This window comes from Rhizobium sp. WYCCWR10014, assembly GCF_001657485.1.
In the GTDB taxonomy this organism is placed as follows: Bacteria; Pseudomonadota; Alphaproteobacteria; order Rhizobiales; family Rhizobiaceae; genus Rhizobium.
On record NZ_LXFU01000037.1, the window covers coordinates 776,306 to 792,767 of the forward strand.

Below are 16,462 nucleotides of genomic sequence, written 5' to 3' on the forward strand. Positions count from 1 at the left end.
TTAGATTGTTGTTTGAAATGAAAAGAAGGCCATCAAGGTTTAATCCGAATTCTCGATTGCCCGTTAGTAGCATAAAGAATTTATTAAGGATTATGACCTTGGTAACAGACAACCAGAGTGCGGCGCAGCAAACTTTGAACGGTTCTTAATCGGAATGTTTTGGAGACCACCGATGACATGGGAAGCACATAGTTTCGAGGCGTGGTCGCGTGTCGGACGGTCCGCGAAAGACGGCGATCTCCATTCGTCCCGGCCTCGTGCGGCAGGCAGATCGTCGAAGCGCGCGATAGATCTTCTCATCGCAGTCACGGCCCTGATCCTGCTTTCCCCGCTTCTGTTGATCGTCGCAATGATCGTGAAGATGAGCGACCGCGGCCCGGTCTTCTATTCCCATACACGCATCGGCGTCGGCGGAGCGCCTTTCGGATGCCTCAAGTTTCGCACGATGAGGACCGATGCAAGTGCTCAGCTTGCCGAATTGCTGCAAAGCAACCCGGCTGCGCGAAGCGAATGGGAAGAGACACGCAAGCTGAAGGACGATCCGAGGATCACGGCCGTCGGTGATATCCTCAGGCGGTCGAGCATCGACGAGCTTCCCCAACTGATCAATATCGTGCGTGGCGACATGAGCCTTGTCGGCCCCCGGCCGATCACGTCCGAGGAATTGCCGCGCTACGGCGAGCATGTATGGGCCTACATGGCCGTCCGCCCGGGCCTGACCGGTCACTGGCAGACCAGCGGGCGCAATGATGTCAGTTACGAGTACCGGGTTTCGCTCGACGTTCATTATCTCAGCAATTGGTCGCTCGGCCGGGACTTCATCATCATTGCCAAGACCATTCCTGCTCTGTTTTCGCAGCGTGGCTCGTATTGAGCATTCATGGGGAGAGCCGCCGATCGCGCCTGGAATCGGAAGACACGCTACTCCCCCGTCCCTCCAAGCAGCCACTACCCGGTTACTCCGTGATCTCGCCATTTTGGATTAGGACGACATGACCTCAAGCACGATCTTCAGCGGTGTTTCTCCGATATCTCTGCCTACCGCGGCCACCGGCGGGAATTCGCCGCTCACCTTGCGGGATATGCTCTTCTTTCTCAGAATGCGCTGGCTGTGGATTGCGGCGACGACTTTCGCTTTCCTCGTCATGGCAGGGAGCTACGTGCTGACCGCCGAACCGACGTTCGTTGCCAACACGCAACTTGTGATCGTCCCCCAGGTCAGCGGCTCCGAAGCCCAGAGGGCTTTCGCGGAAGACGCGTTCATCGAGGGACAGTTGGAGATCGCCAAATCCAGCGATGTCGTCGGTGGAACGGTAACGGCACTTGGTCTCGATACAGATCCTGACTTTGTCGATCAGACGCCTTCGCTGCAGGATAGGGCAAAGAACTGGTTGATGGGGGTTTCTTCCGAACCGGATACGGCATCGCAGGAAGCGGCAGGCACAGGACCGCGTGACCCACAGCCGCAACAGCAGATCGAGGACGGGCGGATCCGTGATCGGGCGGTCGCCACGCTGCTGAACATGATGGGAGTACGCCGGGTCGGGAGTTCGACGATCATCGAGATATCGGCTGCGGCATCGACCCCGCAGCGGGCCGTCGATATCGCCGACACGCTCGCCAGACAGTATATCCAGAAGAATATCGCGATGAAGGCCAATGCGTCCCGGCAATACAGCGAATGGCTGACCAGATTCGTAAGTGAGCAGCAGCGCGGACTGGCCGAAGCTGCCAGTGCCCTGGCCAGCTTCACGAGCAATCCGCGCGATCAATTCAAGCTTGCGGAGCTGCAGAGCGCGACTGACGCCCGCCGCACCCTCTATGAAAATACCTTGAATCAGCTGACCGAAGCCAAGCAGCGCATCACCTACCCGGTGTCGGATGCCACGATCGTCTCTCGTGCCACCCTGCCTCTTTCGAAAGCCAGACCACGCAGCACGCTCATCATCGCCTTTGCGGCGGCGGTTGGTCTTGGGGTCGGCTTCGCACTCGCCATGATAAGGCACGCTGGCGATCGCCGGATCGTCCGGCCCCATCAGATCGCGGAAGCCGGTGGGCTGCCCTTTGTCACTTTGCTGGCGACATCGAGGACCCGCAATGGTCACTCTGCGCGTTTCCTCGCCGCCGGTACCGGCAGCAGCGGCACCGCAGCTACCTATCCCGTTATTCCAGGCATGACGGAGCTGAGCGCGACGGTCGTTGGTCTTCGGCGCAAACGCCGGGTTGTCATTGGAATCGTCGCCGTCAATCCGGGCGGCGGGGCATCGACCATCGCATGCGAACTCGCGGTGCTCTCGGCGATATCAGGAGCACAGACGCTGCTGATCGATGCGGCTGCACAGAAATCGTCGCTCAGCAAATCGATCGCGCCCCATAGTTCCACAGGCCTCGTCGATGTTCTCGACAATGGCGAACTGATCCAGACGGCGGCATTGCCCCTCACCCCGACGCTGAAGTTCCTGCCCCTCGGCAAAGTCGAAGCGGTGACGCCGGCCATTCGCCTCAGTTCCCGTCGCACGCAGTTGAGCTTCGCCGATCTGAAAAAGGAGTTCGACGCCATATTCGTCGACATTTCCGCATTCTCTGCTTCGCCGGATGCCAATGCGATCGCGCCGGAACTGGACGGTATCCTCGTGGTCACGTCGCACGGGCACACCTCGATCGACGATACCATGCACGTCATCGAGACCCTGCGGAATGTCGGCGCGGAGATCCTCGGCGCGATCATCAACCATGCACCGAAAAGAATAGAGTCATGACTTCACTTTCGGCAGAAGCAACCAGGCAGGACAGCCCGATCGGACCGGCGCTTGTTCATTGCGGCGCTGAAGCCATGGAGGACCGCGCGCGCCGCCCATTGCGAATGGCTGTGGGAATTGCTTCGGCAGGCCGCCCCTCGATACTGCGGGAGACCGTCGATTATCTCACCGCCCTGCCGGACCAGGCCGAGCGGCTGATCGTCTGTGTGCCCGTGATCGACGACGCCGCCGGCCTCGCCGACCGCCTGGATGTGGAAGTTATCGTCGGCAGCCGTGGCCTGACCTCCCAGCGCAACAGGATCATCCAGGCCGCCGCCGCCGATACGGATATTCTGATCTTCCTGGATGACGACTTCATTCCCGCCGCGACCTTTCTGCCTCGGATGGCGGCTATCTTTGCAGCAAACCCCGACGTGGCGATCGCCACTGGCGAAGTCCTGGCCGACGGCGTCCTCGATGGCGGCCTCGGCATGTCAAAGGCCCTGCAGGTTCTTGAAACTGCCGGCGAAAGGGCCGGGCAGGTGGCGGAGGTCTATAACGCCTACGGATGCAACATGGCGGTTCGCCTTTCACCCGTTCTCCAGCATGCGCTCGCCTTCGATGAACAGCTGCCGCTCTACGGCTGGCTCGAAGATGTCGATTTCAGCCGGTCCATCGCCCGCTACGGCAGATCCGTGCGTGTCGAAGGCGCTCGCGGCGTCCATCTCGGCGTCCGATCCGGGCGCCAGCCCGGCCGAAGACTCGGCTATTCGCAAGTTGCCAATCCTGTCTACCTGATGCGGAAGGGCACGATGTCGAAGGGCCGTGCTGTCGCACAGATCGGCCGCAACATCCTGGCGAATATGCGGGGCCTATTATTCAATGACCGCTTGATCGATCGATGGGGACGCTTGAACGGCAATTTTCTGGCGCTATCCGATCTTCTTGTCGGCCGCGTCTCTCCGTCCCGCATCCTGGAATTGGGCAATCCCGCGCCGCGCGAGATGCCTTCGCCGTCGATCGCAACGAAACGGAGATAACAGACAATGCAGCGCACATCCTTGTCCGGTCGCCTTATCTCCGTCGCCCTTGCCTTGCTGGTATTTTCCGGCGTAACCGGCTGGAGCGTCGCCCATGCGGAAAACTACACCCTCGTGCCGGAAGATCAGGTGAGACTGCGTGTCGTCGAATGGCGATCGTCGGATTCCCGGTATGCCAGCTGGGAAGCCCTCGGCGGAACATATACAGTCGACGATGCCGGTAATCTGGCGATTCCGATTGCCGGCCAGGTGCAGGCGATCGGCAAGACGACGGAGCAGGTTTCCGATGCGATCGCCACCGCGCTCTCCGAAAAGGCCGAACTGCCGGGAAAGCCGTTCATCGCCGTGGAAATTGCCCAGCATGCGCCGATCTTCGTAACCGGGACCGTGCAGACCCCCGGGCGCTATGCTTTTGAAGCCGATATGACGGTCATGAAGGCCGTCAGCATCGCCGGCGGCTTCCTTCGCGAGCGCGAGGAGAATACCGTCTTCGAGCGCGACCGGATCCAGGCTGCCGGCGCCTACCGAACGGCCATTCTCAACCGGCGCGACCTTCTGATGCGCCAGGCGCGGTTGCGCGCCGAGATCGCCGGCGAACAGAGTTTCGAGATCCCTGCCGAGCTCGCCGGAACACCCGATGTGGACAAGCTGAAGGCGCAGGAATTGAACCTGATGCGGCTGCGACGCGTCGATATCGAAAGCCAGATCGAAGCGGCGAGCGACCTCGCCCGTCTCTACGGCCAGCAGGTCCAATCACTCGAGGCCAAGATCAATTCGCAAAAGCGGCAGATCGACCTTGCGCAAAAGGAACTGGATAATGTCAACAGCCTGGTGAGCAAGGGTCTGGTCAGCAATTCCCGGCAGGTCACGGTCGACCGCGGCGTCGCGGATGCACAAGGCACCCTGATCGATCTCGAGGTCGCGCTGACCACGGCTCGCCAGGGGCTCAGCGAAGCCGATCGCTCGAAGATCAATATCGTCAACCGGCAGAACAGCGAAAACCAGGAGCTGCTCAACCAGGTCAATCTCGCGATCGGCAGGGCGGCAATCGACATCCAGGTGGCCCAGCTTCTGGGCGAACAGGCTGGCTACAGCGCTCAACTCGCCCAGATGAATACGGACATGCCGGGTCTTGGCAGAGCGCAGAAGAACTACAGGATCGTGCGTCGCAACGACGATGGCACTTATCGCAACATCGAGGCGGACGAGACGACCAGCTTGCGGCCGCATGATGTCGTCGAAATCGGCATCGACACGGATCTCCAGACGCCATCGCCGCCGCTGCAGCTGCAGTCCGCGCCACAGCAGCAAAGCTCGGCAGTCCCGCTGTCTGATGTAGCAGGCGACAATCAGACGGCTCCCGGCTGGATATCCCAGACGGGATCGAATTAGGGGGCGGTCGTGACCATTAACGACAGCTGGCGGCTTTCGCCTCGGGCATTGCGTCGGAAGGCGGATGCCGGTTTTCGGCAAACCCGATGCCTCCCGCTCTCCGTCCGGATCGGGATCTGAAGCATGTCGATAGAACCGATCGGCTTCATCGTTCTGCTGCTTGGCCTGCTCAGCATGGTCAACGGCGCGCGTTTTGCGATCACGACCCTTTGCCTGTCGACGCTGCTCGGAGCCGCAGCGGCTCTGCAATTGCCCGCGCTTGGCGGCAGCAGCATCCAGCCAAGCCATCTTCTCGTGCTTTTTCTCGTGGTAGCCGCCCTGCTGCGTCCGGCTCAAACACAGGCGACGCTCGCCAGCATGGCCTATCCGGGTCCCGGTTTCTGGTTTGCCGCCTACATCCTGTTTTCGGTGGCATCATCTTTCTTTTTGCCGCGCATCTTTGCAGGCGCGACCCTCGTCTACTCCTCTGCGCGAGACACCACGGGCATGATGTCGACGGTAGCGGCTCCCCTGTCGCCGGGTTCGTCCAATCTCAGCCAGTCTGTCTATCTGCTCGGCGACCTCGCCTGCTTTGCCGTCGTCTCGGGGCTTGCCAGGCTCGGCTATGCCCGTTTCATCGCACTGCAGTTAATCGTCGCCTCGATCGCATGTTTTACCCTGGCATTGATTGATATCGGAACATTCCTCACCGACCAGTCCTACCTGCTCGATGTCATCAGAAACGCGAACTATACGATGCATACGGCCGAGACGATCAGCGGCTTCAAACGCATCGTCGGCCCGTTCCCCGAAGCAAGCACTTATGGCGCGGTCGCATTGGCCTATTTTTCCTTCACGCTTCTGCTCTGGCTGGAGCGCGTCCAAAGCCGTATGGCAGGACTTGCAACGCTTTTCATCGGCCCGACGATCGTCCTCTGCACATCGACAACCGCCTATATTGCCGGCATTTTCGTTGTCTGCATGTTCGTTCTGTTTTGCCTGAAACGACTGATCAACGGCCCTGCCAAGACCCCGCATGTGACTTTCCTGGTGATCACGCTGTTCTTGATTCCCTGCGCCATCGTCGCACTCAGCCTTGCCCCCGATGCGTGGAATTCCATCGCCGGCCTGATGAGCACCACCTTGTCGGACAAGCTCCAATCGCAATCCGGTGAAGAGCGCACCGCCTGGAATACACTGGCATTGATCGCATTCGTCGATACCGCCACCTTCGGCGCCGGGCTAGGCACGGTTCGGGCCTCGAGTTTTATCGCCGCGTTGCTCTCCAATGTCGGATTGACCGGCACTCTTCTCTTCGCCGCCTTCTTGTACAGCCTTGCGAGGGCCACCGGCCGGCACATGTCAGGCGATCGGGAGACGCACGCGATCGGAAACGCTGCGGTTATGGCATCCATCGCGCAGGTCGCCTCCGCAGCGATATCGGGGAGCGGCACGGATCTCGGCTTGCTGTTCAGCACCACTGCAGGTCTGGCGGCCGGCTGCCTGGCAACCAATACCTCCCCCCGGCGCGCGACCCGATCGCTCGCCAATAGAACCCCGCTGGAGGCATCGGCATCTCTGATGAGAGCGCCGATGTTTTCAACACGATGACGCCCGCTTTGAAACTCCGCCAAGGCGCGGGATGGCAATCTCGTCGAGCCATCGGCGTGCCCGCATTGGGCCGAAGCCGGCCGGGCGCACCGCATCTTTCAAGAATCGCCTGTAAAAGCAGCACATCCGACAAACGCCGTCCTGCGAGGCCAGCCGCAGAGGCCTATGCTGCGGGTTTTATGCCGACATCAGCCTTGCGGGCGCTCGCTGGTGGTCGCGACGCTATCTGCAACGGAATTGTTTTCGCGCAGCTTGGCACTGCGCCGCAAAAGCCCCGACAGGAACACGCCTGTCAGATAGCCGATTTCCATGAGCACGAGGATGGCGATACCGGAGAGCATGGCCGCGATCACGGACGACCCGCCGGCAAAAGCCACGCCGCCGAAGCCGATTGCCACCAGGATTGCAAAAATCGCGAAAGCCCAGGCGCGGATGGAAGCCCCGGCAGCGATAGAAATCACGGCTGCCCCGAGTGTGGTGATCAACATGAAAATCCCGCTTCCCTCCGCATTCCGACAAGCGTCCCGGCACCAATCGCCATACCGCGAAACAACATGTCGAAACATAGCCTTATGACAGGCAAGGCACTCTTCATGGTGAATATCTCAACAATGAAACATACAAAAGCCGCCGATAGCCAGACACCGATTCAGCACCAGCGCACTGGATGCTGGCCTATATATACCGAACAGGGCCTTCATATGACAGACCCGTCGGCTCAATTCACAACTGGTCCCTCGCCTCGCAAAGACAATACCGATTCACTTGTATTGCGCACAATCGGAAAGGTGATGACATGAACAACCAGTGCGTCGTCTACGTCACGGATGTCGAGTATTCATTTCCGACCATTCTCTCGGCGCTTCAGGCTCGCAAATTCGCAAGCCCTGCGACCGATGTCTGCGTTCTGATGTCGGAACATCTCGACAATTTCGAAGAGCTGAAAGCCCTGCTAGCAAGGAGCGGGGTCATATTGACCGATGCGACCGAAGCGCTGCAGGACTCGCTCGGCAAGCTCGACAGTTCGCATTTCCAAGGACGCATCAGCGTCAGCACAATGGCCAAGCTGGTCCTTTGCGAGATCCTGCCTTCCAACTATACCCAGATCATCTACCTCGATGGGGATACCCAGATCGTCAGCGATCTCGGTGCGTTCGAAAGTGCCACTGTGCCCGAGGGCAGGTTTTTCGCGGCGCGCGATTACACGGCGATCCATGACTTCCTCGACACCGGAAAGGACAGCCACTATTTCAACGCAGGCGTCCTGAAATTCCATCGAAACGGCTGGATCGGGCAGGAGGCGCTTGAGCTATTTGCTAGAAATCCCGAGGCCTGCGAGGGCAAACATGATCAGGGTGCATTGAATTATGTCTGCGGTTCATCGCTCATCCTGGTATCGAACCGCTGGAACTTTCCCAAACAATTCCTTCATCTGGTGAACATTTCCTCCTTGTCGATCGTCCATTATATGGCGCATCCGAAGCCATGGCATGGAACTTTCTTTCCGTGGACCGATAAGGAAAGCCAAGTGTACGTCGACCTGCGCAAAGCACATCCGATTTACAACTCGCTGTATCGCGGAATAACCTTCGATCGGAAGATGCTGTACAAATACCGGTCGATACGGGCGCGCATCGAGCACGCAATTGAGAAAGAAGGACCCAATCCTAGGGTCCAGAGCCTGCTGGTTGGCGACTACGCCGTATGATGATGTATTGTTGGTCCGACATGAATGTCGGCGTGACTGAACTCAGCCTCGCCGGTCGAGCCGTGGATTTGCAGACGGAAGCGCAAAGTACTCATCCATTCACTCCAGGAATGGATAATCTTCAGGACAGAATATGAGTTATAGGGCTTCCGCCGCCAGTATCTCGCATTACGTGAAAGCCCGCCTGCGCCGGTCGCTCAAGGCTCGGCAGGTTCGCTATGACCTGCTGCGCAACGGGCTCAAGCAGGCGCGCCACGTCGTCATCTGCGTCATCCGTGACGAGGGACACCGGTTGGCCTTCTTCCTTCAGTATTATCGCGATCTCGGCTTTGAGCACTTCATCTGTATCGACAACGGCTCGACCGACTGCACGGCCGAGCTGCTGTCCAGCTTCGACGATGTCTCCCTTCTTTCGGCTCATGGTTCCTACAAGGCGGCGAGGTTCGGAAACGACTGGATCAACGAAGTCATCAATCGCCACTGCCGGGAGAAGTGGGTCCTGTATGTCGATGCAGATGAGTTCCTGGTCTATCCGCATTGCGACACACGGCCGATCGATCAATTGACTTCCTATATCGATTCCATGGGCGGCCATTCCCTCCGCTCGGTCATGATCGACATGTACAGCCCGCATCCCGTTCTCGAAAACATATGCGAACCCGGTCGCAACCCGCTCGAGGTCTGCAATCTCTTCGACCGCTCCGGCTATGTTGCGCATTTCGACAAACGCAACTGGACGATATGGATCAAGGGCGGCGTTCGTGGGCGCGTCTATTTCCACGACCGGCTCTGGGACGGCCCCGCGCTCAACAAGATACCCCTGGTCTATGTGGCGGGTGAACGTCTGTTTCTTAAATCATCGCACCAGGTCTGGCCGCTCTCCCTGAATTTGGGCGACATGCGCGGAGCGCTCGGCGTATCCGGCGCCCTTCTGCATTTCAAGTTCCTGTCGACCTTCGTGCACAAGGTCGCCGATGCGGCACACCGATCCCAACATACGGAAGAATATACCGTATACTCCTCAGGCAAGGACATGGATGACTTCGTCTATGACGATACGGGCACCTACAGAAGCTGGAAGGACCTGTCCGATCACGGGCTCATACAGGGTGAAGGCTGGAAATACTGGAGGAATGCTTCCGAGAGCGAAGTCTAAGTATGCCGCGCCAAAATGCGCAGCGATTTTGGGACGACGTGCATGAAGACAAGAGTTAGAGCCTTTCCTGATCTTTCCGCCTGCTTCGTCTGACTATCAATCCCACTGTCATCAAACACAAAACCCGCCGGCGGCGGGTTCTGTCGAAGCTGTCTGCCGTTCCGTTTTTTTATCGCGGCGACGCCTCAAGCGAGACCCGCCCCCTCGGCATAAGCCTCCAGCGCCTTCCGATTGAGAATGCGGATTTTGCCCTGTGTCCCGTCGACCACTTTGCTCTCGCGCAAGCGCCGCAGGCATTGGTTGACCTTTTCACGCGACGCCGGCAGTGTCGCGGCCAGCTCATGCTGCGAGATGATCAGCTCGTCGCCGCTATTCTGCGCATCCATTCTGTAGAGGGCAGAAAGACGCAGCAGCGTCCGGGCCAGTCTCTGCCTTAGACTCGATCCGGCATTGGAAATGATACGCAGTTCGAGTTCGGAAACACGCGCCAGCGCCTTCGACAAGATCTTCACCTGAAATTGCGGATCGTTCGCACACAGGTCCCGCAGCAACCGACCGTCGAAGTAATGCAGTTCGCAATCCGACGAGGCCCGATATTCCAGGCTGAGAGACTGCCTGCGTAGCACCTCCAATTCGCCGATCAAGCCGCCTTTCGGAACGATTTCCACGATGAACTCTCGTCCATCGGCAAGCGGGGTGCTTGCGTTTACCATTCCGCGCTGTACGCGGGCGAACATGTCGAGGACGACGCCGGCGCCGGCAATAATCTCACCGCGGCGAAACTTGCGAACACTCGAGCGGCAAAACGGGAACTCGTGATCCAAATCCGCCCGGCCGTCGTAAACAGTACCGACAGACCCGCAAGTAACCGCTTCGCTTGTTCGCGCTGCGTTTCCTCTAGTCCTGTTGTCTCTGGTGCTAATCGCCCCGTCCATATGCGCAACTCCACGCAGACTAATTGACTTACTGTCTTGAGCGACATTCGTAATACGTTAAATTAGAAAGTCAAACAGTAATAAAATAAAAAAATCGTGTTTAAACTATACGTAATTATGACGAATGCTCATGTTTATATATCATAAAATTCATAATGAATTCTATCTCAAACAAATCTTTGAGGCTGCATGACGGTTTTTATACAATTTATGACAATTGTCGATCCGAAGACTACATCCGACCAACACAATAAAAATACTGCATTTCAAAATAAATTCTAAATAACATTTCTGTTATATAGTTCAAATCAAAGGTAATATTTTATATATTCGAAGAATTTCTTTAGAATATAAAGAATTTATTCATGATTATGACCTCGGTCACAGACACCAAACTTGCGTTAAAACAAGCTTTGGCTGTGATTTCTGGAATTTGTCTAACGGAGACGCGGGTGGCGGGAAAAAATCAGGGCATGAACCCAACCGAACCTTGGCGAGATTTCGCCAGGGCTCGACAGGAAAGACGTTCATTCAATTCGTCACAACCCCGTCTGATCAGCAGAATTCTGAAGCGCACATTGGACATCATCATTGCGGCAAGTTTCTTATTCCTTCTGTCGCCGCTCCTTCTGTCGGCGGCAGTCATCGTCACGCTAAGTGATTGGGGCCCTGTTTTCAATTCTCATCGCAAGATCGGTTATAGAGGAAAAGAGTTTGGCTGCCTCAAGTTTCGGACGACAGGATCCGACGCAACGACCGACGCGCACGTCACGGTCGTCGGCGATATTTTGAAGCGATCGAGCCTCGACAAGCTTCCGCAATTGATCAACGTATTGTTGGGCCAAATGAGCCTCGTCGGGCCTCGCGCCATTACCAAAGAAGAGCTGCCGCGTTACGGTGAACATGCCTATGCTTATATGGCCGTCCGTCCCGGCCTGACTGGCCATTGGCAAACCAGCGGGCACAACGACGTCAGCTATCGAAATGGAATTTCCCTCGACGTCGAATATTTGTCTAAATGGACGCTCACGCTGGACTTCGTGATCATGGCAAAAACGCTATCGGCGCTGCTTTCCCGGCATGCGTTGCTGCCCAAAGTCGATTCCTAAAGCATGTCGCGCAAAACCAGAGACCAATGCGCGGCAAGCGAATCTAAAAGATCGCGACGCGCTTAGACACCCTGGCATAGCGCAGCCGAGCATCCTGCGGCCTCGGTCATGTCATTACCCATGAGGACGCTTGCCCGTGAGATGGGAGCGCTCCGTGATGGAGTTCTTTTTCCGGCGCTTTTGAATATGCCACAAGGAAAAGGCGAATAGACCCGCCAGATAGCATATCTCCATCAATACAAGCACTTCGACGCAAGAAACGATCGCCTCCGCCAAGGAGGAACCTTTCAGCAGGATCACGCCGCCCAGGGCCGTGACCACCAGAAATGCAAAGATTGCAAAGGCCGAGGCGCGAATGGTCGCTCCGGCGGCAATTGAGACGGCAACCACGACGAGCGTGCTCTTCAGCATTATTCGATCCTCTCTTCACACCTCCTTCAAGCCACCGTCAGCCCTCGATGACATGATAAAACCCAAGTCGAAACGAAGTCCGATCAAAGTATTTTACCTATTGTGGTTAAAATATTGCTAACGCCAGCCCAGCAAATCGACTGAACAATGCCGGAGAATATTCGACTATTCATCCAGCAAGGCCGTTCTACCGATTAAACCCAAGAGATCTTTGGATATTGCGGCCAGAAAGATTTAGGCATCGGGGTTTATACAGGAGCCAGCAATGCAGCTACGGCGTTCTCTCGCCGAACTGAACGTTCAATTGTTGTTTCTGAAAAGATGAATTTGGCCATAGGCTTACGCTCGAGCGCATGTGCGCTGGCAACGATCGGACTTACCCTCTCCGGCAAGCGTGACATCAACGGCATTGGGGTTGCGCAGCAGCCTAAGGAAAACTGGAGGCTCTACGATGGACCCGGATATTTAACTGAGGCGATCGGTCAGGCAACAACGAAACAGGGCCGCCGCTATGGCGAGCCCTGCTGATGTCCTTGCCGGTTGAGCACCTGCGATGGAATTGCCAGCCTCGAGGCCGATATCGACAAACCTATTTCGAGACCGCGCCGGCCAGTTGCCGTTTTGCGCCGCGTTGGAGACTGAGGTTTTCCAGCCAGGTGACTTGTTTCCTCAATTTCAACGCCGGCTTTTCGATAAATCTCCACGAGAAGGCGGCAAAGCAAGCGGCAACAATGCTGCAGACGATCCCGTTCAACCACCAGTTATGCGCCCATGGGCCGAGCGCCACGAACGCCTGTTGGATCGGATAGCCATAGAGGAAGACGCCGTAGGAGTAGTCGGCCCCACGCAGGACGCCGAGCTTGCGGGGCGAGGTGAGACCAAGGAAGACCGTGACATATCCCATGGCCGGAATGGCAATGAAATCCCCAAAGGAGGTGAACCAGTAGGCCCACAGTATCACTGCCACAGAGGCGAGGAAAATTCGGATATCCCACAGAACCTTGTCCTTGTAGAGATAGAAGGTCACCCCCACAAGAAAAGCACAAATGAGCAGATTGCCCGACGCGGTCGTCGGCATAGTTGCCCAATCGCTTTCATGTTTCCAATATCTTGCGATACCGAAGGCTATGATCAACGCCGGCGTGGCGATCAGGGCAATCACTCGCCGCCTGACCACGCCGAGCAGGAAGAGAACGGCGATCACGGCATAACACTCAAGCTCGAAGGGCACCGTCCAGAGCTGCCCGTTCACCATTGCGGCGTCAGGATTATCCAGGAATACCCCGGGGAGATTGAAGTGAATGTGCCCCGTGACATTCATCAGATATGTAAAGAACTGAGGATCGGTGAAATAGTCACGCAGGTCATACTCAGTGTAGATCGCTCCGAGTATAAAGGCAGCCAACAATACCTCTACCGCCAGAGCGGGGTAGATTCGGATAAATCGATTACCGAGAAAGGAGATCAATGTCTTCGATCGTTCAAGACTGCCAGCCACCAGGAACCCGCTCAGGACAAAGAACATGGGCAGCACTGATTTGATAAAAGGACGGAATGGCGACTCCCAAAGAAACAGGTCGTCGCCATAGGTGACGCGGGCCGTGTGTATCCAAAGCACTGAAAAGGCTAACAGTAATCGCATATAGTCGAATCCTGTCGGTCGCCCGTTCGCTAGATCAAGCTTTTCGCCGAGAAACATCTGTGCCCCTTTCAGAAGTATTGACTCGATTTGGAATGGCAAGCCGTTGCCGTAGAGCGGCGGCGGCATCATTGCCGGGTCGGGGCCGCGTGTCAGTGACCACAGGTACATCAGGTAAAAATTGAACGAGAGAGCAGCCCTCTCCCGAAGACGCATCTCTGACCATCAACCTATGGCCCTGTGCTTCCCGAGGGCCATGCAACGGTCGGAGTTGAAATCCAGGTGATCGGGCGGCGGATTGGATGAGGGGACTATGAAATTTCTGGCCACGCTGTTTTGTATTGTTCTCGCCCTTATCGGATTGGGGCTGATCGGAGGCGGCGCCTGGCTGTTGCGCCTCGGCGGCTCGCCCTATTACGCGATCGTTGGGCTTGCCTATCTGGTTGCCGCGCTTCTGCTGTGGCGCCGGAAGACGTCGGGCGGCCTCATCGTCCTGCTTGTCGCCGTTTTCACCCTTCCCTGGGCACTATGGGAGTCGGGTCTCAATTTTTGGGCGCTGTTTGCCCGCTTGATGTCCCCCATCGCGCTGGCGGGCTTTGCCCTTCTCTTTGCACCATCGCTTTCCCCGGCCGCCAACCCAAAGCTCTTTTATGGCGGCGCCTTGGTGACCGCTCTCATCTTTGTCACGGGCTTCGGTCTTAGCTTCGGGTCGCATGGGATCATCCACCCCTCCGCCGACATCACCGCCTATAAAACCGCCAAGGGCGACAACGCTCCCTCCGATTGGACATCCTATGGCCGCACCACGGCAGGAGATCGTTATTCCCCATTCGATCAGATCAACCGCGGCAATGTCTCCAAGCTCGATCTCGCCTGGACATATCGCACAGGAAAAAGCGATGGCGCCGATCAGAACACGCCTCTGCAGATCGGCGATACGGTCTACACCTGCACGCCGACAGATGTGATCGCAGCGCTCGATGCAGATACTGGCAAACCTCGCTGGACTTTCGATCCCAAGGCGACGGCGCCTTATTGGCAACGCTGCCGCGGCCTCGGTTACTACAGGATGCCGACGGAAGCTCAGTCGGCCGATGGTCTTTGCAATGAGCGCCTGGTGCAGACGACGATCGATGCGCGTCTCCTGGAAATCGACAGCAAGACCGGCGCGCCCTGCAAGGACTTCGGAGATAATGGCACCGTGCAGCTTTCCCAGGGCATGGGCGAAGTCAAGACGGGCTATTATTTCCAGACATCGGCGCCGCTGATTGCCCGCAACCTGATCGTCGTCGGAGGCTGGGTCACGGACAATCAGGAGGTCGGTGAACCCTCCGGCGTCATCCGTGCGTTCAACGTCGTCACCGGCGAGCTCGAATGGGCATGGGATCTCGGCAACCCGGCGATTACCAAACTTCCGCCGGAGGGCCAGACTTATACGCGGGCCACGCCCAACATGTGGACGACGGCCGCATTCGACGACAAGCTCGGTCTCATTTATGCGCCGCTCGGCAATACGACGCCGGATTATTACGGCGTCAATCGCCCTGCTTTCGCCGATCAGTACAACGCGACATTGGTGGCGCTCGATGTAACGACGGGTCGCGAGAAATGGAAATTCCAGACCGTGCATCACGATATCTGGGACTATGATCTGCCGGCCCAACCGGTCCTGATCGACCTGCCTGACGGCAATGGTGCCACCGTGCCTGCTCTGCTGCAGGCCACCAAACGCGGGCAGCTTTTTCTCCTCGACCGCCGGACCGGCACACCGCTTGCCGAAGTTCAGGAGAAGCCGGTCCCGCAGGAAGGCGGCGCGCCGGAAGAGAAACTCTCCCCGACGCAGCCCTACTCCGTCGGCATGCCGACAATCGGTGCGGAGCGCGTGACGGAGCAGACAGCCTGGGGCCTGACGATGTTCGATCAGCTGGCATGCCGCATCGCCTTCCGCAAGATGCGCTATGACGGCGATTTCACCCCGATCGGCACGCAATATGCGATCCAGCAGCCGGGAAATCTGGGCGGCCTCAATTGGGGAAGCGTATCGGTCGATCTGCCCAACAACCGGGTCTTCATGAACGATATCCGCGTCCCCAGTCTCTTCGCACTCATCCCACGCGAGGAGTATGTCGACTTTGCCCTCACCACGACCGCCCACGGCCCCTCCGCCCCGCAGCGCGGTACGCCTTACGCCATGGCCACCGAGATGTGGACATCGAGGCTCCGCGTTCCCTGCACGCAACCGCCCTTCGGCACCGTCACTGCAGTGGATCTGAAGACACGAAAGATCGCGTGGCAGGTTCCGGCCGGCACAGCCGAAGAACTCGGACCGTTCAAGATCAAAACCAAGCTGCCTATGCCGATGGGCCTGCCGAGCTACGCCGGCACGTCGGCGACCGCCGGCGGCATCGTCTTCTTCGCCGGTTTCCAGGACTATTATATCCGCGCCTATGACGCCGAGAACGGTGCCGAGCTCTGGAGATATCCCCTGCCGGTCGGCTCGAGCGCGACGCCCATGAGCTACGTCTCACCGAAAACAGGCAAGCAATATGTCCTGATATCGGTTGGCGGCGCACCCTATTCGAAAGACGTCGGCGACTACGTGCTTGCCTTCTCTCTGAAAGACGGAGCTTAACCGCGGGTATCGCTTAGGCTTCACCGACCATCTTCAAGTACACGGCCACCGGACAGCTTCTCAGCAAAGGCAATCGGATTTGGCGGCGTTGCCGGTCACACTGTGTTACTTT

Annotated in this window: 13 protein-coding genes; 9 read left to right on the top strand and 4 right to left on the bottom strand. The window is 57.6% G+C overall.

Going from position 1 to position 16,462, the window contains the following annotated elements; translation table 11 throughout:
* Positions 1-172: 172 nt before the first annotated feature.
* From A6U98_RS20500 to A6U98_RS20520, 5 genes are all read left to right on the top strand, one after another.
* Positions 173-874 carry a sugar transferase gene (locus tag A6U98_RS20500; RefSeq protein ID WP_064652219.1) on the top strand — a complete coding sequence of 234 codons (702 nt, stop codon included), beginning with the start codon at positions 173-175 and terminating at the stop codon, positions 872-874.
* 118 nt (positions 875-992) lie between these two features.
* Positions 993-2,759 (top strand): GNVR domain-containing protein, encoded by a 1,767-nt coding sequence (locus tag A6U98_RS20505; protein WP_064652220.1) that lies wholly within the window; start codon positions 993-995, stop codon positions 2,757-2,759.
* Positions 2,756-3,778: a glycosyltransferase gene (locus A6U98_RS20510; RefSeq protein ID WP_197496409.1), complete on the top strand. Its 1,023-nt coding sequence runs from the start codon at positions 2,756-2,758 to the stop codon at positions 3,776-3,778. Before A6U98_RS20505 ends, A6U98_RS20510 begins: the two co-directional genes overlap by 4 nt.
* A 6-nt stretch (positions 3,779-3,784) precedes the next feature.
* Positions 3,785-5,170 (top strand): polysaccharide biosynthesis/export family protein, encoded by a 1,386-nt coding sequence (locus A6U98_RS20515; RefSeq protein ID WP_064652221.1) that lies wholly within the window; start codon positions 3,785-3,787, stop codon positions 5,168-5,170.
* A 123-nt stretch (positions 5,171-5,293) separates the two neighbouring features.
* Entirely contained in the window at positions 5,294-6,760 is a 1,467-nt protein-coding gene (locus A6U98_RS20520; protein ID WP_064652222.1) for a hypothetical protein, read from the top strand.
* A gap of 188 nt (positions 6,761-6,948) precedes the next feature.
* Here A6U98_RS20520 and A6U98_RS20525 read toward each other — a convergent pair whose 3' ends face one another.
* Positions 6,949-7,248 (bottom strand): hypothetical protein, encoded by a 300-nt coding sequence (locus A6U98_RS20525; protein ID WP_064652223.1) that lies wholly within the window; start codon positions 7,246-7,248, stop codon positions 6,949-6,951.
* Positions 7,249-7,556: 308 nt separating this feature from the next.
* Between A6U98_RS20525 and A6U98_RS20530 the strand changes: the two genes are divergently transcribed.
* Both A6U98_RS20530 and A6U98_RS20535 read left to right on the top strand, forming a co-directional pair.
* Positions 7,557-8,468 carry a glycosyltransferase gene (locus A6U98_RS20530; RefSeq protein ID WP_003542501.1) on the top strand — a complete coding sequence of 304 codons (912 nt, stop codon included), beginning with the start codon at positions 7,557-7,559 and terminating at the stop codon, positions 8,466-8,468.
* A 133-nt stretch (positions 8,469-8,601) separates the two neighbouring features.
* Positions 8,602-9,624: a glycosyltransferase family 2 protein gene (locus A6U98_RS20535; RefSeq protein ID WP_064652224.1), complete on the top strand. Its 1,023-nt coding sequence runs from the start codon at positions 8,602-8,604 to the stop codon at positions 9,622-9,624.
* 185 nt (positions 9,625-9,809) lie between these two features.
* Here A6U98_RS20535 and A6U98_RS20540 read toward each other — a convergent pair whose 3' ends face one another.
* Positions 9,810-10,559 (bottom strand): Crp/Fnr family transcriptional regulator, encoded by a 750-nt coding sequence (locus A6U98_RS20540; protein WP_064652225.1) that lies wholly within the window; start codon positions 10,557-10,559, stop codon positions 9,810-9,812.
* A gap of 452 nt (positions 10,560-11,011) precedes the next feature.
* Here A6U98_RS20540 and A6U98_RS20545 point away from each other — a divergent pair, with 452 nt between their 5' ends.
* Entirely contained in the window at positions 11,012-11,668 is a 657-nt protein-coding gene (locus A6U98_RS20545) for a sugar transferase (RefSeq protein WP_064652226.1), read from the top strand.
* A gap of 114 nt (positions 11,669-11,782) precedes the next feature.
* Here the strand turns inward: A6U98_RS20545 and A6U98_RS20550 are convergent, their stop codons facing one another.
* A complete protein-coding gene (locus A6U98_RS20550; protein ID WP_064652227.1) occupies positions 11,783-12,079 on the bottom strand; it encodes a hypothetical protein in 297 nt (98 codons plus the stop codon).
* A 589-nt stretch (positions 12,080-12,668) separates the two neighbouring features.
* Positions 12,669-13,889, bottom strand: coding sequence for an acyltransferase (locus tag A6U98_RS20560; protein ID WP_184500948.1), 1,221 nt, complete (start codon positions 13,887-13,889; stop codon positions 12,669-12,671).
* Positions 13,890-14,031: 142 nt separating this feature from the next.
* On the opposite strand from A6U98_RS20560, the gene A6U98_RS20565 reads away from it, so the two are divergent.
* Complete coding sequence (locus A6U98_RS20565; protein WP_064652229.1) at positions 14,032-16,350, top strand: membrane-bound PQQ-dependent dehydrogenase, glucose/quinate/shikimate family; 2,319 nt, start codon at positions 14,032-14,034, stop codon at positions 16,348-16,350.
* Positions 16,351-16,462 lie beyond the last annotated feature (112 nt).